This is a genomic window from Brevundimonas sp. GW460-12-10-14-LB2, from assembly GCF_001636925.1.
In the GTDB taxonomy this organism is placed as follows: domain Bacteria; phylum Pseudomonadota; class Alphaproteobacteria; order Caulobacterales; family Caulobacteraceae; genus Brevundimonas; species Brevundimonas vesicularis.
Genome location: NZ_CP015511.1, coordinates 483,687 through 500,894, shown reverse-complemented (window position 1 = coordinate 500,894; position 17,208 = coordinate 483,687). Strand labels below are relative to the sequence as shown.

At 62.4% G+C, this 17,208-nt stretch carries 9 protein-coding genes, 3 tRNA genes and 3 rRNA genes; 3 read left to right on the top strand and 12 right to left on the bottom strand.

What is annotated here, in order from left to right; all coding sequences use genetic code 11:
- Positions 1-33: 33 nt before the first annotated feature.
- From A4249_RS02355 to A4249_RS02300, 12 genes are all read right to left on the bottom strand, one after another.
- On the bottom strand, positions 34-837 hold the full coding sequence (locus A4249_RS02355; protein ID WP_066550686.1) for an SDR family NAD(P)-dependent oxidoreductase: 804 nt from the start codon (positions 835-837) through the stop codon (positions 34-36).
- The gene (locus A4249_RS02350) at positions 837-2,381 is read right to left on the bottom strand and encodes a GMC family oxidoreductase (protein ID WP_066550682.1); all 1,545 of its coding nucleotides are present in this window, start codon (positions 2,379-2,381) and stop codon (positions 837-839) included. Before A4249_RS02350 ends, A4249_RS02355 begins: the two co-directional genes overlap by 1 nt.
- Positions 2,378-3,736, bottom strand: a complete 1,359-nt coding sequence (locus tag A4249_RS02345; protein WP_066550680.1) for an alpha/beta hydrolase — start codon at positions 3,734-3,736, stop codon at positions 2,378-2,380. The genes A4249_RS02350 and A4249_RS02345 overlap by 4 nt, the downstream gene beginning before the upstream one ends.
- Positions 3,737-3,873: 137 nt before the next feature.
- Positions 3,874-7,179, bottom strand: a complete 3,306-nt coding sequence (locus A4249_RS02340) for a DEAD/DEAH box helicase (RefSeq protein WP_082854023.1) — start codon at positions 7,177-7,179, stop codon at positions 3,874-3,876.
- A 172-nt stretch (positions 7,180-7,351) separates the two neighbouring features.
- Positions 7,352-7,428, bottom strand: a tRNA-Met gene (locus A4249_RS02335).
- An 87-nt stretch (positions 7,429-7,515) separates the two neighbouring features.
- Positions 7,516-7,630: ribosomal RNA gene (gene rrf / locus A4249_RS02330) — 5S ribosomal RNA — on the bottom strand.
- An 87-nt stretch (positions 7,631-7,717) separates the two neighbouring features.
- Positions 7,718-10,496: ribosomal RNA gene (locus A4249_RS02325) — 23S ribosomal RNA — on the bottom strand.
- Between the two features lie 200 nt (positions 10,497-10,696).
- Positions 10,697-10,772 (bottom strand) — tRNA-Ala (locus A4249_RS02320).
- Positions 10,773-10,855: 83 nt separating this feature from the next.
- Positions 10,856-10,932 (bottom strand) — tRNA-Ile (locus tag A4249_RS02315).
- A 221-nt stretch (positions 10,933-11,153) separates the two neighbouring features.
- Positions 11,154-12,613, bottom strand: a 16S ribosomal RNA gene (locus A4249_RS02310).
- The 16S, 23S and 5S rRNA genes sit together here with 3 tRNA genes alongside, the layout of an rRNA operon.
- Before the next feature lie 629 nt (positions 12,614-13,242).
- Entirely contained in the window at positions 13,243-13,668 is a 426-nt protein-coding gene (locus A4249_RS02305) for a CBS domain-containing protein (protein WP_066550668.1), read from the bottom strand.
- A gap of 103 nt (positions 13,669-13,771) precedes the next feature.
- A complete protein-coding gene (locus tag A4249_RS02300) occupies positions 13,772-14,443 on the bottom strand; it encodes a rhomboid family intramembrane serine protease (protein ID WP_066550663.1) in 672 nt (223 codons plus the stop codon).
- 119 nt (positions 14,444-14,562) lie between these two features.
- On the opposite strand from A4249_RS02300, the gene hfaA reads away from it, so the two are divergent.
- Genes hfaA through hfaD form a run of 3 tightly spaced genes read left to right on the top strand, consistent with a single transcriptional unit; the run spans position 14,563 to position 17,202 of the window.
- A complete protein-coding gene (gene hfaA, locus A4249_RS02295) occupies positions 14,563-15,003 on the top strand; it encodes a holdfast anchoring protein HfaA (protein WP_055754167.1) in 441 nt (146 codons plus the stop codon).
- Complete coding sequence (hfaB, locus tag A4249_RS02290) at positions 15,000-16,016, top strand: holdfast anchoring protein HfaB (RefSeq protein ID WP_039247049.1); 1,017 nt, start codon at positions 15,000-15,002, stop codon at positions 16,014-16,016. Before hfaA ends, hfaB begins: the two co-directional genes overlap by 4 nt.
- The gene (gene hfaD / locus A4249_RS02285; RefSeq protein WP_231868753.1) at positions 15,943-17,202 is read left to right on the top strand and encodes a holdfast anchor protein HfaD; all 1,260 of its coding nucleotides are present in this window, start codon (positions 15,943-15,945) and stop codon (positions 17,200-17,202) included. Before hfaB ends, hfaD begins: the two co-directional genes overlap by 74 nt.
- The last annotated feature ends 6 nt before the right edge of the window (positions 17,203-17,208 follow it).

Here is a 17,208-nt window from a genome sequence, read left to right as displayed (position 1 = left end):
CCCGCCGCCGGTCTCTCTCGTTCTGCCGGGCGACTAGCCGGCGATGGTGGCGACGGAGCCGGAATCCACCCGGATGCCCGCACCGTTGATAAAGCTGGCGCGCTCCGAACACAGGAAGACGACGGCCGCCGCCACCTCCTCCGGCTTGCCCCTGCGATCCAGCGTCATGCCGGGTCGCTCTTCCTTCAGGAAGCTCTTGATCGCCTCCTCGAAGGTTTCGCCGCGTTCCTCGGCGCGCTTGTTCATCATGGCGTCGGTCATTGGGGTGGCGATGAAGGCCGGCGAGACCGTGTTCACCAGCACATTGTCGCAGCCGTAGGCCTTTGACAGACCCTTCGCCAGGCTGAGAATGCCGGCCTTCGAGGCGCAATAGGCCAGCTCATCGACATAGGGCTGGACCGCATCCTCCGACGCGAACAGGACGATACGGCCCCAGCCCGAGCGGCGCATGGCCGGAATGGCTTGGCGGCACATCCGCACCGCGCCCATCAGATTGATGTCGAGCGTCTCCAGCCAACCGGCGTCATCGACATCCAGGAAATCGCCGGTCGCGCCGGTCACGCCCGCTGCGTTCACATAGATGTCCGGATCGCCCATGCGGTCTCGGACCTCCGCCCACAGCCGTTCGACGTCGTCGGCCTTGGTAACGTCGCCGGTCACGCCGATGCATTCGCCCAAGGCGGAAAGCTCCTGGACGGCTTCATCCAGCGTGCCGTCCGGCTTGTCGGTCAGGGCGACCCGTACGCCGGCTTCCAGCAACAGCCGCGCCGTCTCCTTGCCCATGCCGGAATCGGCGCCGGAAATGAGGGCGATCCGCCCCTTGATCCCGAGGTCCATCACAAATCTCCTGTTCGTTGACGTTCGAGGAAGCGATCGGCCGTGCGCAGGGCGACGGCCATGAGGGTTAAGGCCGGGTTGGCCGAAAGCGCGCTGGGGAAAACGGAGTTGTCGCAGACGTACAGATTGTCGATCTCGACGCTGCACCCGTCGGCGTCGACGACCGCCCCGTCCGACTTGTCCCCCATCCGGCAGCCGCCGATGGTGTGCGCCGACCGGGCCACTGCGAAGATATCCTCGGCGCCCGCTGCCGTCCAAAGCTCCGTCATCACGCGCCGGGCATGGGCGTCCAGACGCCGCTCGTTTTCGCCATAGCTGAAGTCGATCCGCGCCTTGCGCAGCCCGACGGCGTCGACCTCATCGGACAGGGTCAGGCGGTTGTCGTCGTTCGGCAGACACTCTCCATTGATGCCGATCCCGGCGAGCCGGCGATAGTTGCGTAGCGTATCGACCAGCGGCGCGCCCCATAGGCCCGCGCCGCGCGCGAACCCACCCGCCAGGGTGACCGGCATGACGCCAAGGCTTTGGATTAGATAGCCGCCGGCGAAGTTCGCGTCCGACGGCCGCACCATTTCTTCGCTGATTAGGGAAGAGGGATAGCCGCGGTTCATCGACATATCGGCGTCGAACCGGCCCCAGACCTGGGTCGCCACATGGGTCATGAAGTTGCGGCCGACCTCGCCGCCGGCGTTGCCTAATCCCCAGTTCAGCAGCAGACGCGGCGTCTCGACACCGCCCGCACAAAGGAACAGCGCCCGGCAGTTCAGCCGATGGTCCTGCCCCTCGCGACGATAGATCACCGACTTGATCCGCCCACCGACCTCACGCTCCACGCATATCGCCCGCGCGTTGGCGATGATCGTGGCGCCGTTGGCTGCGGCCATCGGCAGAAAGCTGTTGTCCGCGCCGCCCTTGGCGCCTGTTCTGCATCCCTGGTGGCAGGCGCCGCAGTTGACGCAGGCCATGCGGTGGGGCGTCGCCCCCGCCTCGCGATCGCGGGACAGCACGGCCGCCGGCGCATCCGTAACGGTCAGCCCGACGGCCGTCGCGCCACGGGCCATCGCATCCGCCGGGGCGTTGCGCGGGACAGGTGGATAGGCGAACTGTCGCCCGCCCCAAGGATAGTCGGCCGGGCCTGAGACCCCGATCACCGTCTCTACGGTCTCGACATAGGATTTCAGTTCGTCCCAGCCGAACGGCCAGTCCCGCCCGCGTCCCCTCTCCGAGGCCAGCGTCAGATCACGGGGATCGGGTCTTGGGCAGAAGGCGCCCCAGTGCAGCAGCGAGCCGCCGACCCCCTGGCCGGAGTTGTTGGCTCCAAAGGCGGTCGGGTCGCGCCCTCCGCTGAGGCGCTCTTCCATCCAATAGAGATCGGCCGTCGTTTCGTCTGGCGTATGCTCCGCCGGATCGAAGGCCCGCCCCGCCTCCAACACCGTGACCGACAGCCCGGCCTTCGCCAGCCTGGCCGCGATCGGAGCACCGCCGGCCCCGCTGCCGATGATGACGACATCGGTTTCGCCGGCCGTCCTTGCAGGCGCGCTCAACCCACGCCCTCCATTGGCAGACGCCAAGGTTCGGTGTGATCCGCCGCCGTCTGATCGTAGCCCTGAAACCGGCCTTCGCCGCCCGTAGCGAAGCCGTCGTAACCGATCTGGGCCCAAGTCGCCGGCAGCGACATCCACAGGCGCGCGGCCTCGGACACGACGTCCTCGAACCACAGCCTCATGGCGTCCGCCGAAAGCCGGCCCGGCTCGGGCCATTCGCCCTGTGAAATGGTGCGCAGGATGTCGTCTTGGCGATCGGGGGCCAGAGTTGCGAACTCCGGCGCCATGGCGGCGATCTCATCCAGCCCGCGTCGCCAGGCCTCGGCGTCCGAGGGAAGATCGGCGAACCGCCACCCGTCGCCCTGTCCGCTGGCGAGCCCCACATCCAGACGCCGCGTCAGATCATCCGGATCGCCTGCATCAGACAGAATGCGCGCGATCATCGCCGACAGGACGGCGCGCTGGGACGGGTTCAGGACGCCGCCCTCGGCTGGCGCCGGACCGAAATGACGATCCAGCATTGCGCGTCGGGTGCGATCCGACACACGCTCGGACGCCATCAGACTCACAAAGCGCGCCGGCAGCGCGGATGAACCGACCTTCTCGACGAACTTTAAAACCAGGCCCGCGAGACGGTTCGGCTGTTCCTGAGGGATCAGATGCGCCGCATGCGGCACGACCACCACATCAGATGCGCGATAGTGGGGGGCGTTGACACGCCGCTGCGCTGCCTCACCCAAATCGCCATCCTCTGCGCCGGCGATGATCAGGGCGGGGAAAGGCAGGACGCCGGCCTGATCGGACCAGTCCTCGCGCGATCCTTCGGCCAGCCATCCGCGCCAGGCTTCGGGGCTGGATCGAGTGAAATCAGCCAGGGCCCGATCGAAGGCGGCCTGCGGCAGACCGGCGGCGGTATTGGCGTCGATGAACTGGCGTCCCCGATCCTCGATCCTGGTCGGATCGTCGAACCAGGTCAGCATATCCGCACGCCTGCTCTCGTCCATCGGCTCCGACGAGGGTGGCGATCCGGCGACCAGCACCACGCCCAGCAACCCGCTTAGACCCGCCGCCCCGTCACGCGCCCGCGCAGCGATCAAGGTCGCAAACTTGCCGCCCATGCTGTGGCCGACAAGGATCCAGCGGGGGAGATGAAGATCGGTAAGGCGGCGGCTCAGGTCGTCGAGCACGACCTGGACATCGCCATAGCCCTCCCCCGCCCTGTCCCCGAACCCTGGAAGATCGATCGTGACCGTCAGCACCTCATCGGAAAGCCGGTCGATCACCGCGTCCCAATCGTGGCGACTAGAGCCCAGGGAATGAAGGAAGACGACGGTGAGGCGAGTGTCTGTGGGCATGCACGGGCTTTTTAAAATGCGAAGACGCGAGGCTCCGCCGTGATCGGTCGGCGGTCGTCGATCAGCGCGCCAGCGGCGGAATTGCTCCCAACAAAGCAGACTCCAGACGTTGAAACCGGCTCAAACCCGCCCTGCCCTCAGGCCGCCGCCAATTCGGTCAGAAGCTTCTCGATGAAAGCCGTGTCGTGCGGCTGATCGTTGGCGGCGTCGACGATCATGCGATCCTCGGACCAGCGTCGATCATCGCGCAACGGCAAGGACGCTTCCATGCCGGGCCGACGCGCCGCTGCGATTCGCAACGCCGTCGCCTTCGGTCCCGATACGATTTCCGTGACGCCGGCATCACGGGCGAGCGCCGCCAGGCGACGGCCGGTGAACAGATCCTCTGCGGGGTCTGGCAAAGAGCCGAACCGATCTTCGGCTTCGTCTCGCAGGGCGTCGACATCTTCCGCCGTCGTGGCGCGCGCCAACCGGGCGTAAAGATTGATGCGCACGGTTTCGTCGGGGATGTAGTCCGCCGGCAGATGTCCTGTCGCGCCGACGTTTAGACTGGGAGAGGCTTGGTCAGGGTTGGGATCGCCTTTTACAGCCGCGAGCGCCCGAGCCAGGACGGCTTGATATAGGGCCGAGCCGATCAGCCTGACATGTCCGGCCTGTTCCTCGCCCACCAGATCGCCGCCGCCGCGCAGATCCAAATCACGCCCGCTGATCGCGAAGCCTGCCCCCAGTCGGTCCAGAGCCTCCAATGTCTGAAGACGGGCCTCCGTCGCCGCCGCCATCGGCGCTTCGGGATCGGAAAGCAGATAGGTGAAGCCCTGGCGGCGCCCCCGGCCGACACGCCCGCGCAGCTGATGCAACTGCGCCAGGCCGAACCGGTCCGGCCGCCAGATCAACATCGTATTGGCGCGCGGCACATCCAGGCCGGTCTCAATGATATTCGTGGCCAGCAGCACATCCCCCTCGCCGTCGGAGAAGCGGCTCATGGCGTCGTCGATCGCGGAAGGGGACATGTCGCCGTGCGCCGAGACCACTGACAGCTCGGGCGTCAGGGTCTTTAAGCGTTCCGCCAAGGGTTCCATATCCTCGATCCGCGGCACGACCACGAAACTCTGGCCGCCTCGCGCCTTCTCGCGCATCAGCGACAAGCGAACGGCCCCGGCGTCGAACGGGGTCATGAAGGTTCGGATGGGCCGGCGTCGGGCGGGCGGACTAGCGATCAGGCTGACGTCCTGAATGCCGACCATGGCGCTCTGCAGGGTTCTTGGAATCGGCGTGGCCGACATCGACAACAGATGCGGCGCTTTTTCTGCCAAGGCAGATTTCATCTGCGCGCCGAAGCGATGTTCCTCATCGATGATGACAAGCCCAAGGCTGGAAAACGCCAACCCCTCCGACGCCAGCGCCTGCGTACCCACCACGACGCGCATGGAGCCGTCCGCCAGCCCCGTCTTGACCGCCCGCGCCTCCGCGCTGTCTGCGGCGCGCGACAAGTGGCCGACCTGAACGTCCGTGTCCTTGAACCGTCTCTTGAAGACCTCGAAATGCTGGCGCGCCAGGACGGTGGTCGGGGCGACGACGATGACCTGTTTGCCGGCAAGGGCCACGGCCGCCGCAGCGCGCAGGGCGACCTCGGTCTTGCCGAAACCGACATCGCCGCAGACAAGCCGGTTCATGGGCTTGCCGGATCCCAGGTCGGACAGGACCGCCTCGATGGCGCGCGCCTGATCGGCTGTTTCGGGGAAGGCGAACCCTGCGGCGAACCGGGCCAGCGCCTGACGCGGCGCGGTGATCGGCTCGGTCCTCAGCGCTGCGCGCGCTTCGGCCCGGGCGGACAGGGCCGCTGCGGCCTCGTCGATCTGCGCGCTGACCTTGGCGCGTCGCTTCAGCCATCCCTGGGTATTCAGCCGATCCAGCGACACCGCGTCCGGCTCCGAGCCATAACGCCAGATTTTGCCGAACTCCTCGATCGGCGCGAGGATGGTGCCTCCGCCGTGATATTCGATGCGCAGAACGTCGCGCTCGACACCATCGGCAGCGACCCGCTCCAACGCCTTCAGGACGCCCAGACCGTGGTCTTCATGGATGACCACATCGTCCAGCCGCAGTTCGGTCTCTTCGAACGCATCGTTCGTGTCGCCGGATCCTCGCGCGATCCGGCCGCCGAATATGTCCGAAGGCGTCAGGACGACGAGACCGGTCGCCGATTGCCGGAAGCCTGTGTCCAGATCGGCGGTTACGACGGCGATCTGCCCGGGCTGCAGAGGCGCAATCGCGCTCCAGCCCTCGAGCGTCACGGGCGTATCGATATCGTGGCGACGCAGCACGCGTAGGATGATCCTGTGCTCATGAGGCAATCCTGTCAGAACGATGCGGTCGCCCGCCTCGCGCCGCTCGGCAATGAATTGTTTAAGGGCCCGCCCCGGCGACTTCTCCAATGCGAAGGCCGGCGTCGGCGCCCAACCCTCGACGCTCAGGGGTTTGGCGCCTTTCAACGCCTGCCGAACGTCCTTTTCCGTCAAATAGAGGGTGTCGGGTTTCGCAGGACGCGCGCCCTCGCTGAACCGCAGGCGCGTGTCATAGGCTTCGGCCACATGCCCGCGAATGCGTTCGAACCGATCCTCGACGCCCACGTCGGTCAGGATCATCGGCTTTACGAGGAAATCAAACAGGGTCGTGGAGGTCTCAGCATCGATCGACGGGCCCGTGTCCTGATGATCGGCCTCATCATCCTCGGGCGACCGGTCGCTCCACTCAGCCGCCGGGGTCAGACAGATCGTCTCGATCTCGGCGCCCCGGCGCTGCGACACGGGATCGAAGGCGTGGATCTCGATGATCCGGTCTGCCTCGTCCAGAGCGATGCGATAAGGCGTGGCGGACGCGGGCGGGAAGACGTCGACCACCGCGCCAAGCAGAGCGTACTCGCCAGGTTCATCGACCCGCTCATCCGCCGCATAGCCCGTATCTTTCAGAAACGACTCCAAGGCTTTGCGATCCAGCGCTTCGCCCGCCGCGAGCGACAAGCGGGCCTTGATCCGTTCGAGCGACGGCGTCCGCTGCACGATCGCATCGGGCGAGGCGACCAGGAACACAGGCATTACGCTGGCTTCGTTCAGGGCGGCCAAGACGGCCATCCGCCGCCCCATGCTTTCTCGCGAAGGCGCGGCGCGGTCGTAAGGCAGGCAGTCCCAAGGCGGCAAGACCAGCACCTCGGCGTCCTTCACCATCGGTGAGAGCGCCGCCGCAATCTCATCGGCGCGACGTTCGCTGGTCGCGATGAACACCACGGCCTGCGATCGCTTTGTCTTCATCTCAGCAAGTCCAGCCGCCACGGCCGCCGCCGGCATTTTCCAACGCTTGCCGTCGTCCTGCTCGGGCGCTGGCCCTCCAACGAGGAGCTGTTGGCCTGTGGCGGAAAGATCGGTGTCGGCAGGTGACGATTTCATCCTGGCTCAACCCCAAGGCCGGCCGGGGGTTGCGCCCGCTTGCGTACCCAGGAGCGTTTGTCTCGCCCACGCCGCCATAAAGTGCGTTGGATCGTGAGGTCTGCTACTCGACCTCTGACCGCCAGACAGCAGAAAGCCCCACGGCTTTTGGCGGTGGGGCTTTTTGGTGTTTTGGGTGCGGGAGTAGGATTTGAACCTACGACCTTCAGGTTATGAGCCTGACGAGCTACCGGGCTGCTCCATCCCGCGGCAAACGGTAGTGTATCGTGAAGGAAGAACGGTTCGAGAAGGACCGCGATTGCGGTGTTTGTTCATCATCGGCTGTCCGCCTGGTAGACCCGGCGGCGACCTACTCTCCCGCGCCTTGAGACGAAGTACCATTGGCTCTGGAGGGCTTAACGACCGAGTTCGGAATGGGATCGGGTGGGGAACCTCCGACATAGCCACCAGGTCAACCAGGGGGACAGCGGATGATGAGAAGACATTGTCTGAGATTGCTCTGGTCAAGGAGCAATCATCGAATGAGTTTTGCTGAGAAACGATCAAACCGATCGGATTATTAGTACCAGTAAGCTTCATGGGTCGCCCCACTTCCACACCTGGCCTATCAACGTGGTAGTCTTCCACGATCCTCAGCGAAGCCTTGTTTTGAGGTTAGTTTCCCGCTTAGATGCTTTCAGCGGTTATCTATTCCATACTTAGCTACCCTGCTGCACAGCTGGCGCCATGACAGGTACACCAGAGGTATGTCCATCCCGGTCCTCTCGTACTAGGGACAGATCCTCTCAAGCTTCGAACACCCACGGCAGATAGGGACCAAACTGTCTCACGACGTTCTGAACCCAGCTCACGTACCACTTTAAATGGCGAACAGCCATACCCTTGGGACCTGCTCCAGCCCCAGGATGTGATGAGCCGACATCGAGGTGCCAAACTTTGCCGTCGATATGGACTCTTGGGCAAAATCAGCCTGTTATCCCTAGAGTACCTTTTATCCGTTGAGCGATGGCCCTTCCACTCGGGACCACCGGATCACTATGGCCGACTTTCGTCTCTGCTCGACTTGTCAGTCTCGCAGTCAGGCGGGCTTATGCCATTGCACTCGACGACCGATTTCCGACCGGTCTGAGCCCACCATCGCGCGCCTCCGTTACACTTTAGGAGGCGACCGCCCCAGTCAAACTACCCACCACGCCATGTCCCGGGACCGGATAACGGCCCTCGGTTAGACGTCAACGACAGTAAGGGTGGTATTTCAAGGACGACTCCACCAGAGCTGGCGCCCCGGTTTCATAGTCTCCCACCTATCCTACACATACGGTCGCTAACGCCAAGGCGAAGCTATAGTAAAGGTTCATAGGGTCTTTCCGTCTGACCGCGGGAACCCCGCATCTTCACGGGGAATTCAATTTCACTGAGCCTATGCTGGAGACAGTGGGGAAGTCGTTACGCCATTCGTGCAGGTCGGAACTTACCCGACAAGGAATTTCGCTACCTTAGGACCGTTATAGTTACGGCCGCCGTTTACCTGGGCTTCAGTTCGACGCTTTCACATCTCCCTTTAACCTTCAGGCACCGGGCAGGCGTCAGACCCTATACGTCGCATTGCTGCTTCGCAGAGCCCTGTGTTTTTGCTAAACAGTCGCTACCCCCTGGCTTGTGCCACTCAGTCCTGCTTGCGCAAGGTGAGTCACGCTTATTCCGAAGTTACGCGTGCAATTTGCCGAGTTCCTTCAGCATAGTTCTCTCAAACGCCTTGGTATGCTCTACCTGACCACCTGTGTCGGTTTCGGGTACGGTCTCTGCTGGAGTTATTTCCTGGGACAACGCCCCCGCACACACAATCCAATAAGTGGGTACGAGTTAAGCCATCCGTCACTTCCAGCTGGTGCAGGAATATTTACCTGCTTCCCATCGACTACGCTTTTCAGCCTCGCCTTAGGGGCCGACTAACCCTGCGCAGATTAGCTTTACGCAGGAACCCTTGGTCTTTCGGCGAGAGTGTCTCTCACACTCTTATCGTTACTCATGTCAGCATTCTCACTTCCGATACCTCCAGCCAGGCTCACGCCTGACCTTCACCGGCCTACGGAACGCTCCGCTACCGCTTGCAGTAAACTGCAAACCCATATCTTCGGCGCACGGCTTGAGCCCCGTTACATTTTCCGCGCAGGATCGCTTGATCAGTGAGCTGTTACGCTTTCTTTAAAGGATGGCTGCTTCTAAGCCAACCTCCTGATTGTCAAAGCAATCCCACATCGTTTCCCACTTAGCCGTGACTTGGGGGCCTTAGATGATGGTTAGGGTTGTTTCCCTTTTCACGACGGACGTTAGCACCCGCCGTGTGTCTGCCCGATAGTTCTCTTGGGTATTCGGAGTTTGGTTAGTATTGGTACCGCTCGCGCAGCCCGCAACCATCCAGTGCTCTACCCCCCAAGGAATTCGTCGGACGCTCTACCTAAATAGATTTCGCGGAGAACCAGCTATGTCCAGGTTTGATTGGCCTTTCACCCCTATCCACAAGTCATCCCAGAATTTTTCAACATTCACGGGTTCGGTCCTCCAGTTGGTGTTACCCAACCTTCAACCTGCTCATGGATAGATCACCTGGTTTCGGGTCGTCATACGTCGAACTTATCGCCCTATTCAGACTCGCTTTCGCTGCGCCTACACCTAACGGCTTAAGCTTGCTCGACACATGAAGTCGCTGACCCATTATACAAAAGGTACGCCGTCACCGCGCTTGGCGGCTCCGACTGCTTGTAGGCTTCCGATTTCAGGATCTGTTTCACTCCCCTTGTCGGGGTGCTTTTCACCTTTCCCTCACGGTACTTGTTCACTATCGGTCGTAGAGGAGTACTTAGGCTTGGAGGGTGGTCCCCCCATGTTCAGACAGGATTTCACGTGTCCCGCCCTACTCGAGTCTCTTGCTGTTTGATGACTACGGGGCTTTCACCCACTATGGCCGACCTTTCCAGATCGTTCGTCTTTATTTCACAAGAGCACTGGCCTGGTCCCGGTTCGCTCGCCACTACTACGGGAGTCTCGGTTGATGTCCTTTCCTCCGGGTACTGAGATGTTTCAGTTCCCCGGGTTCGCTTAATGAAGCCTATGTATTCAGCTCATTATACCTTTCAACAATCCGCCAATCGCTGCCCCGAAGAGCAGAGTTGGAAGACTGTAAAGGTGGGTTTCCCCATTCGGAAATAACCGGATCAAAGGGTGCTAGCGCCTCCCCGGTTCTTATCGCAGCTTGCCACGTCCTTCATCGCCTCTCTACGCCAAGGCATCCGTCAGAAGCCCTTCAACGTTTGATCGTTTCTCAGCAAAACTCATGCTTGGTTTATTCCGCCCGACTGGAAAGATGCCGGGGGACCAAGCCTGATTTTTGTCAGACAATGTCTTCTTCTCGAACAGAGACCTCAAAGCTCAGGGGAGCCGGTCACGTTCTTCCTTTACGATATCAATGCCAGCCGGCGAGCGCCGACGGGCAATTCTTGATGCGATCACAAGATCCTGGTGGAGCCAGACGGAGTCGAACCGACGACATCCTGCTTGCAAAGCAGGCGCTCTACCAACTGAGCTATGGCCCCATTCCATCAGGAATAGTGCGAAGCCCAGGAGAGCTGTCGGCGATGCCGTCTTGAGGCTGAGAACCCCAGCGAACCAGAAGTCCTGGTAGGCCCGGGCAGACTCGAACTGCCGACCTTACGCTTATCAGGCGTACGCTCTAACCACCTGAGCTACGGGCCTATGGCAGCGACAGCCGGGTCATAGACACCCAGGCTCGCGATCGCGTCACCAACTCAACGACCCGTATGGTCGAGGCGTCGATGACGAAAGTGGAAAGAGAAACGGAGACGGCGGCGTTCCGCCGTTTATGCCTAGCGCTATCGCATTGCTGCTTGAGCGCATCAGCTATTGGAGCCTCAATAGACAGTCTCGTGAGAGACGGCCTGGAGAAGCATCCTTAGAAAGGAGGTGATCCAGCCGCAGGTTCCCCTACGGCTACCTTGTTACGACTTCACCCCAGTCGCTGACCCTACCGTGGTCGCCTGCCTCCTTGCGGTCAGCGCAGCGCCTTCGGGTAGAACCAACTCCCATGGTGTGACGGGCGGTGTGTACAAGGCCCGGGAACGTATTCACCGCGGCATGCTGATCCGCGATTACTAGCGATTCCAACTTCATGCCCTCGAGTTGCAGAGGACAATCCGAACTGAGACGACTTTTAAGGATTAACCCTCTGTAGTCGCCATTGTAGCACGTGTGTAGCCCACCCTGTAAGGGCCATGAGGACTTGACGTCATCCCCACCTTCCTCCGGCTTAGCACCGGCAGTCCCATTAGAGTTCCCAACTAAATGATGGCAACTAATGGCGAGGGTTGCGCTCGTTGCGGGACTTAACCCAACATCTCACGACACGAGCTGACGACAGCCATGCAGCACCTGTGTCCTAGTCCCCGAAGGGAAAGCCAGATCTCTCTGGCGGTCCAGGCATGTCAAAAGGTGGTAAGGTTCTGCGCGTTGCTTCGAATTAAACCACATGCTCCACCGCTTGTGCGGGCCCCCGTCAATTCCTTTGAGTTTTAATCTTGCGACCGTACTCCCCAGGCGGATTGCTTAATGCGTTAGCTGCGTCACCGAAATGCATGCATCCCGACAACTAGCAATCATCGTTTACGGCGTGGACTACCAGGGTATCTAATCCTGTTTGCTCCCCACGCTTTCGAGCCTCAGCGTCAGTAATGAGCCAGTGTGTCGCCTTCGCCACTGGTGTTCTTCCGAATATCTACGAATTTCACCTCTACACTCGGAGTTCCACACACCTCTCTCATACTCAAGACACCCAGTATCAAAGGCAATTCCGAGGTTGAGCCCCGGGATTTCACCCCTGACTTAAATGTCCGCCTACGCTCCCTTTACGCCCAGTAATTCCGAGCAACGCTAGCCCCCTTCGTATTACCGCGGCTGCTGGCACGAAGTTAGCCGGGCTTCTTCTCCGGGTACCGTCATTATCGTCCCCGGTGAAAGAATTTTACAATCCTAAGACCTTCATCATTCACGCGGCATGGCTGCGTCAGGCTTTCGCCCATTGCGCAAGATTCCCCACTGCTGCCTCCCGTAGGAGTTTGGGCCGTGTCTCAGTCCCAATGTGGCTGATCATCCTCTCAGACCAGCTACTGATCGTCGCCTTGGTGAGCCTTTACCTCACCAACTAGCTAATCAGACGCGGGCCGCTCTAAAGGCGATAAATCTTTCCCCCGAAGGGCACATTCGGTATTAGCACAAGTTTCCCTGAGTTATTCCGAACCTAAAGGCACGTTCCCACGTGTTACTCACCCGTCCGCCACTAACTCCGAAGAGTTCGTTCGACTTGCATGTGTTAGGCCTGCCGCCAGCGTTCGCTCTGAGCCAGGATCAAACTCTCAGGTTGAGTTGACTTCTGACCTAAGCTTGAAGACCACCGAAGCGGTCTTGGCATTAGTTCTACGTATTTTATTGACGAGTTCCCACGTCATCGATCCGAAGACCGACGCATGGTATCTTTTCAAAAAGACCGCAGATAGTCAGTGTCGTATGATGACCTTCTAGGGTCATCGCAAGAACACCGCCGCCTGCGTTTCTCTTTCCAAATCAACAATGTCAAAGACCGTGGAACCTCCGAAGAGGCCCGACCGTTTAACGCCGTGTCGTCGGCGGAGGCGGCGATTTAGAGAACCGCAAACCCCGTGTCAACCGCTCTTTTCAGAGATCTTTCGGAGAGAAGAGCGAACCCTTCAGACCGCAAGAAACCACCGGAGGAAAGCGAGGCTTACCTCTAAAAACCCGTCGGCGATTCGATTGGAGCGCGGAACCTAGTTAAACCAACCGATGAAAGCAAGAAGTTTTTCGCTTCTTTCTTCCGTGAAACCGTGAGGACCTAAACCCCCGCGGCCCCGCCGGCCGGCCCGTTTCCGAGCGAGGCGGCTCTATACGGAGAGGCGGATTTGTCAGCAAGCGGATTCTGACCAACAAGGGGAAGTTTCTCGCAAAACCGGAATCGGCAAACGGCGCGCTTGCCTCTCAGCCTGCAATATAGGTCCGCAAGCTCTCGGCCTCATGGGCGTGTTCGGCGATCTGGCACTTCACCACGTCGCCGATGGAGATGACGCCGACCAGACGATCCGCCTGCATGACTGGCAGATGCCGGATGCGCCGATCGGTCATGCGGGTCATTAATGCCGACATCTCCTCGGCCGGTTCGGCATATATCACCTTGGCCGTCATATAGTCGGCGACCGGACGAGCCAGCGCATCGGCGCCATCGGCCGCCAACGCCTTGACCACATCGCGTTCGGAAAACACCCCGACCACGCGGTCGCCATCACAGACGACCAACGCTCCGACCCGCTTCTGCTCCAATTCTGCGCACGCCTGCGTCACCGTCAGATCCGGCGCGATGGAGAAGACGGCGTTTCCCTTAGTCTTGAGGATTTCGGCGACGAACATCGCGGTCCCTTCTCTCTAATAAGAGACGACCGCAGGGCCGAAATGGCGACAGGGCCGCTCAGGGAGCGATGATCGCTCAGCCCCCGTCCGGAATCAACGCGCCTCACGGATGAGGCGCGGCCCCGCTTCCGAACATCCGCCCCAAGGGACCGATGGCCAGAAAGCCGACGACGAAGCCGACCGCGTGAGCCTCCCAGGCGATCCGCGCGCCCTCGGCGCCGGGCAGGCCGCCGATCATTCCGGTCACGGCGTTGACCGCCATCCAGGTGATGGCCGCGCTGATCACGCGGCGATCGCCCATCGGCAGCACCCTGCCCTGTCCACCCAGCAGTCGCGTTGCGGCGCCGATCAGGCCGAAGACGGCGCCGGACGCGCCGACCATCGGCTCGCTGGATCCCCAGTGGATCAGTCCATAGCCCAACGACGCCAACACGCCGCAGACCAGATAGAAAAGCAGAAAGACCGTCGGACCAACCTTGGTCCCGAACAGCCGCGCCACCGGCGTCCCGAACGCCAGCGCCGCCACCGCATTCATGATGGCGTGGGTCCAGCCGCCGTGCAGCAGCATGGCCGTGAGCAGCCCGCCCCACCGTCCCTGTTCCAGATCAATGGGCGCAAACGCCATGCTCATGCCCATGTCGGGCAGGTCGCGCTGGAACAGATACAGCGTCGGCATCGATGCCGCGATCAGCAGCACCACCAGCGGCACGTTGAACATCGGCTCTCGCGCCGGGCGGCTGTTCGGCGGATCGAATCGACCGGATGCGTCTGACATGACGCCACAAATGCTCAGTGACCTGCGTCACATCAAGCGCTTCTTAATAACCTTAATGCAGGTTGGGGTGCGGATCACGCTCGTGGTCCGGCGTTCGTTTGTGCGCGAGGAACCCCAGAATGCCCGCCAAGAGGCTGTTTGTATCCACCGCCGTCATGGCCTTCGCCGCCGCTGCGAGCGTGCCGGCGATCGCGCAGTCGACGGGTTCGGGCGGCGCTTCGCGCTTCCAGCAGGGCTATGGCGGCGCGCGAACGGCCGCCAATACGGCCGCGACCGGCTATACCCGCGACGCCAACGGCAATCGCCTGATCGTCAACGGCATCATCCAGTCGGGCGCCTCATCCTATTCCAGCCAGTCCGGCGGCGCGGCCTCGGCCTATGCCGGCGCAGGCGCGTCCAGCAACGGCGGCACCACCATCGGCGGCTCCACCGCCATCGGCAATCAGCTGAACGTGGTGGTCCAGGGCAGCCGCAACACCGTCATCGTCAATTCGACCCAGACCAATACCGGCGCCATCAACGCCGGTACGGCCCTGAACGGGAACATCAACCTGCCATGAGCCGCCGTCATCTTATAAAGGGGTCCGCCGCCGTCTCGGCCGTCGCCCTTCTGCTCGCCGGCTGCGTCAGCCCCGTCGCGGGTCCGTCGGGGCAATATGCGACGCCGATCGGCAATGCGCCGGTGACCGCAAACCCCACGCCCTATTCCGCCGCGCTTTATTGCCTGGCCGACTACGCCCGTCGCTACAACCTGCCCTCCCCACGCATGGCCGTGGGCCGGATCAGCGACTACACCGGCACGGTGTCGTCCGATGGCGGCCGCCAGATCACCGGCGGCGCCTCCCTGATGGCCAACTCGGCGCTGGCCAAGGCCGGCGCCCGCATTGTCGAACGCTACGACACCTCAGTGTCCGAGCTTGAGCTGCGCTACGCCAACAACAAGCTGATCGGCGACCAGGCTCCCGACGCCAAGGGCCCCGAAGACACCCAGTACCGCCGCATCCTGGCCGGTCAGGTGCCGGGCTCCGACTTCTATGTCGTCGGCGGCATCACCGAGGTGAACTACAACATCCGCTCCGGCGGCTTCGACATCGCCGGCGGCGAGGTCGACAGCAACCGCCCCGGCTCTGGCATCGTCAACCACCGCGTCTATGTGATGAACATCGCCATGGACCTGCGCCTGGTCCAGACGACCACGCTCGAGGTCGTCGATGTCGTCTCCTATCAGAAGCAGATCATCGGGCGCGAAATCTCGGCCGGCGTCTTCGACTTCTTGAACGGCAACGTCTTCGACATCTCGGCCGGCACGGGCGGGATGGAGCCGACGCAACTGGCCGTCCGCGCCCTGGTCGAACGGGCCACGGTCGAGTTCATGGCCAACCTCTATGGCGCGCCAGGCCCCGAAATCTGCCTGAACCCCGCCAACGACCCGCTCGGCGATTCCACGGTCGGCCCGACCGGCGGCTATTATCCGGCCTATCCCACTCAGGACACCAACAATGGCCAGACCCGCGCCGATCCGTCTCGTTGGCATGATGGCCGCGACGGCGACGTTCGCCGCACTCGCCACTGAGGCGAGCGCCCAGCAAACGCCGACCTGCGATCCGCAAGCCGGCGAAACCTGCTCCAGCACCCAGACGCAGACTGGCGATGTCACCGGCCTGGTGGATATCGACCTGTCCGTCGATCAGGTGACCGTCAGCACAAACGCCCAGGGCAATGCGCTTGCGGGCGGGGTCACAGCCGCCTCCGCGGGCCTGCTCTCGCGCCAGTCGATGACCGGCGCGACGGTGGCCCGCAGCAATGTGGTCGTGAACGGCGAGGCGGACGGCCAACTCAGCGTCGATACCACCGCGCGCGGCAACTATCTCGGCGTCACCACCGATCGCGCCACCTTCGCCTTGGACGCCAGCCAGTCCGCGACCGGCGACCGGGTCGAGTCCGGAACCTATGTTCAGGCGCCGAACGGCCGCGTTCTGCAGGGTGGTTTCGCGACCAGCACCGCCGTCGCCAACGCCGTCGCCCTGGGCGGCCCCTCCTCGTCCCTGACCGGCGTCATCGACCAGAGGGCCCAGACCACCGTCTTCGCCGAGACCGTCGCCGACGTTCAGTACATTCCCGCGCCCGCGACCTTCTCGTCCCAGGCCGTCGCCAATGCGGTTCAGACCAACACAACGGGCGCATCGCACCAGGATCTGGCCATCCGCCAATCGAACGCCGCCTCGACGACCGAGGCGCGCACCGACGTCTATGTCGACAACGGCTGGGACCTGACGGTCGGCGCCAACGCCGGGGCTAACCAGGCGATCACCGCCAACGCCGGCGGCTCCATGCTGATTCAGACGGACCAGGCCAACGCCGGCCGCGTCCGCGCCGACGCCCGCGTCCAGACCAACCTCCAGGGCCAGACGGTTCTGGCGGCCCGCAGCGTCGCCAACGAGACGGTCGCCGGCAACAACGACATCTATCTGAAGCTGGACAACACCCAGCTGAACATCGGCGGGGTCGAGGCCAACGCCACCTATGTCGGCGTCAACGGCTATGACGCCTATGTCGGCTCCGACGCGGTCGGCAATGCGGTGACGGGCTATGCCTGTTCCCAGTGCGGCGGCGACGTCAACGTCAACAACACCCAGACCAACAGCGGCAATGTCACGGCGACCACCAACGCCACGGTCTCGTCCGGACGCACCGCCGTGGTCGGCGCCAACGCCGTCGGCAACAACGCCAGCTTCTACATCAGCCGCCCCGGCGGCTGATCTGAA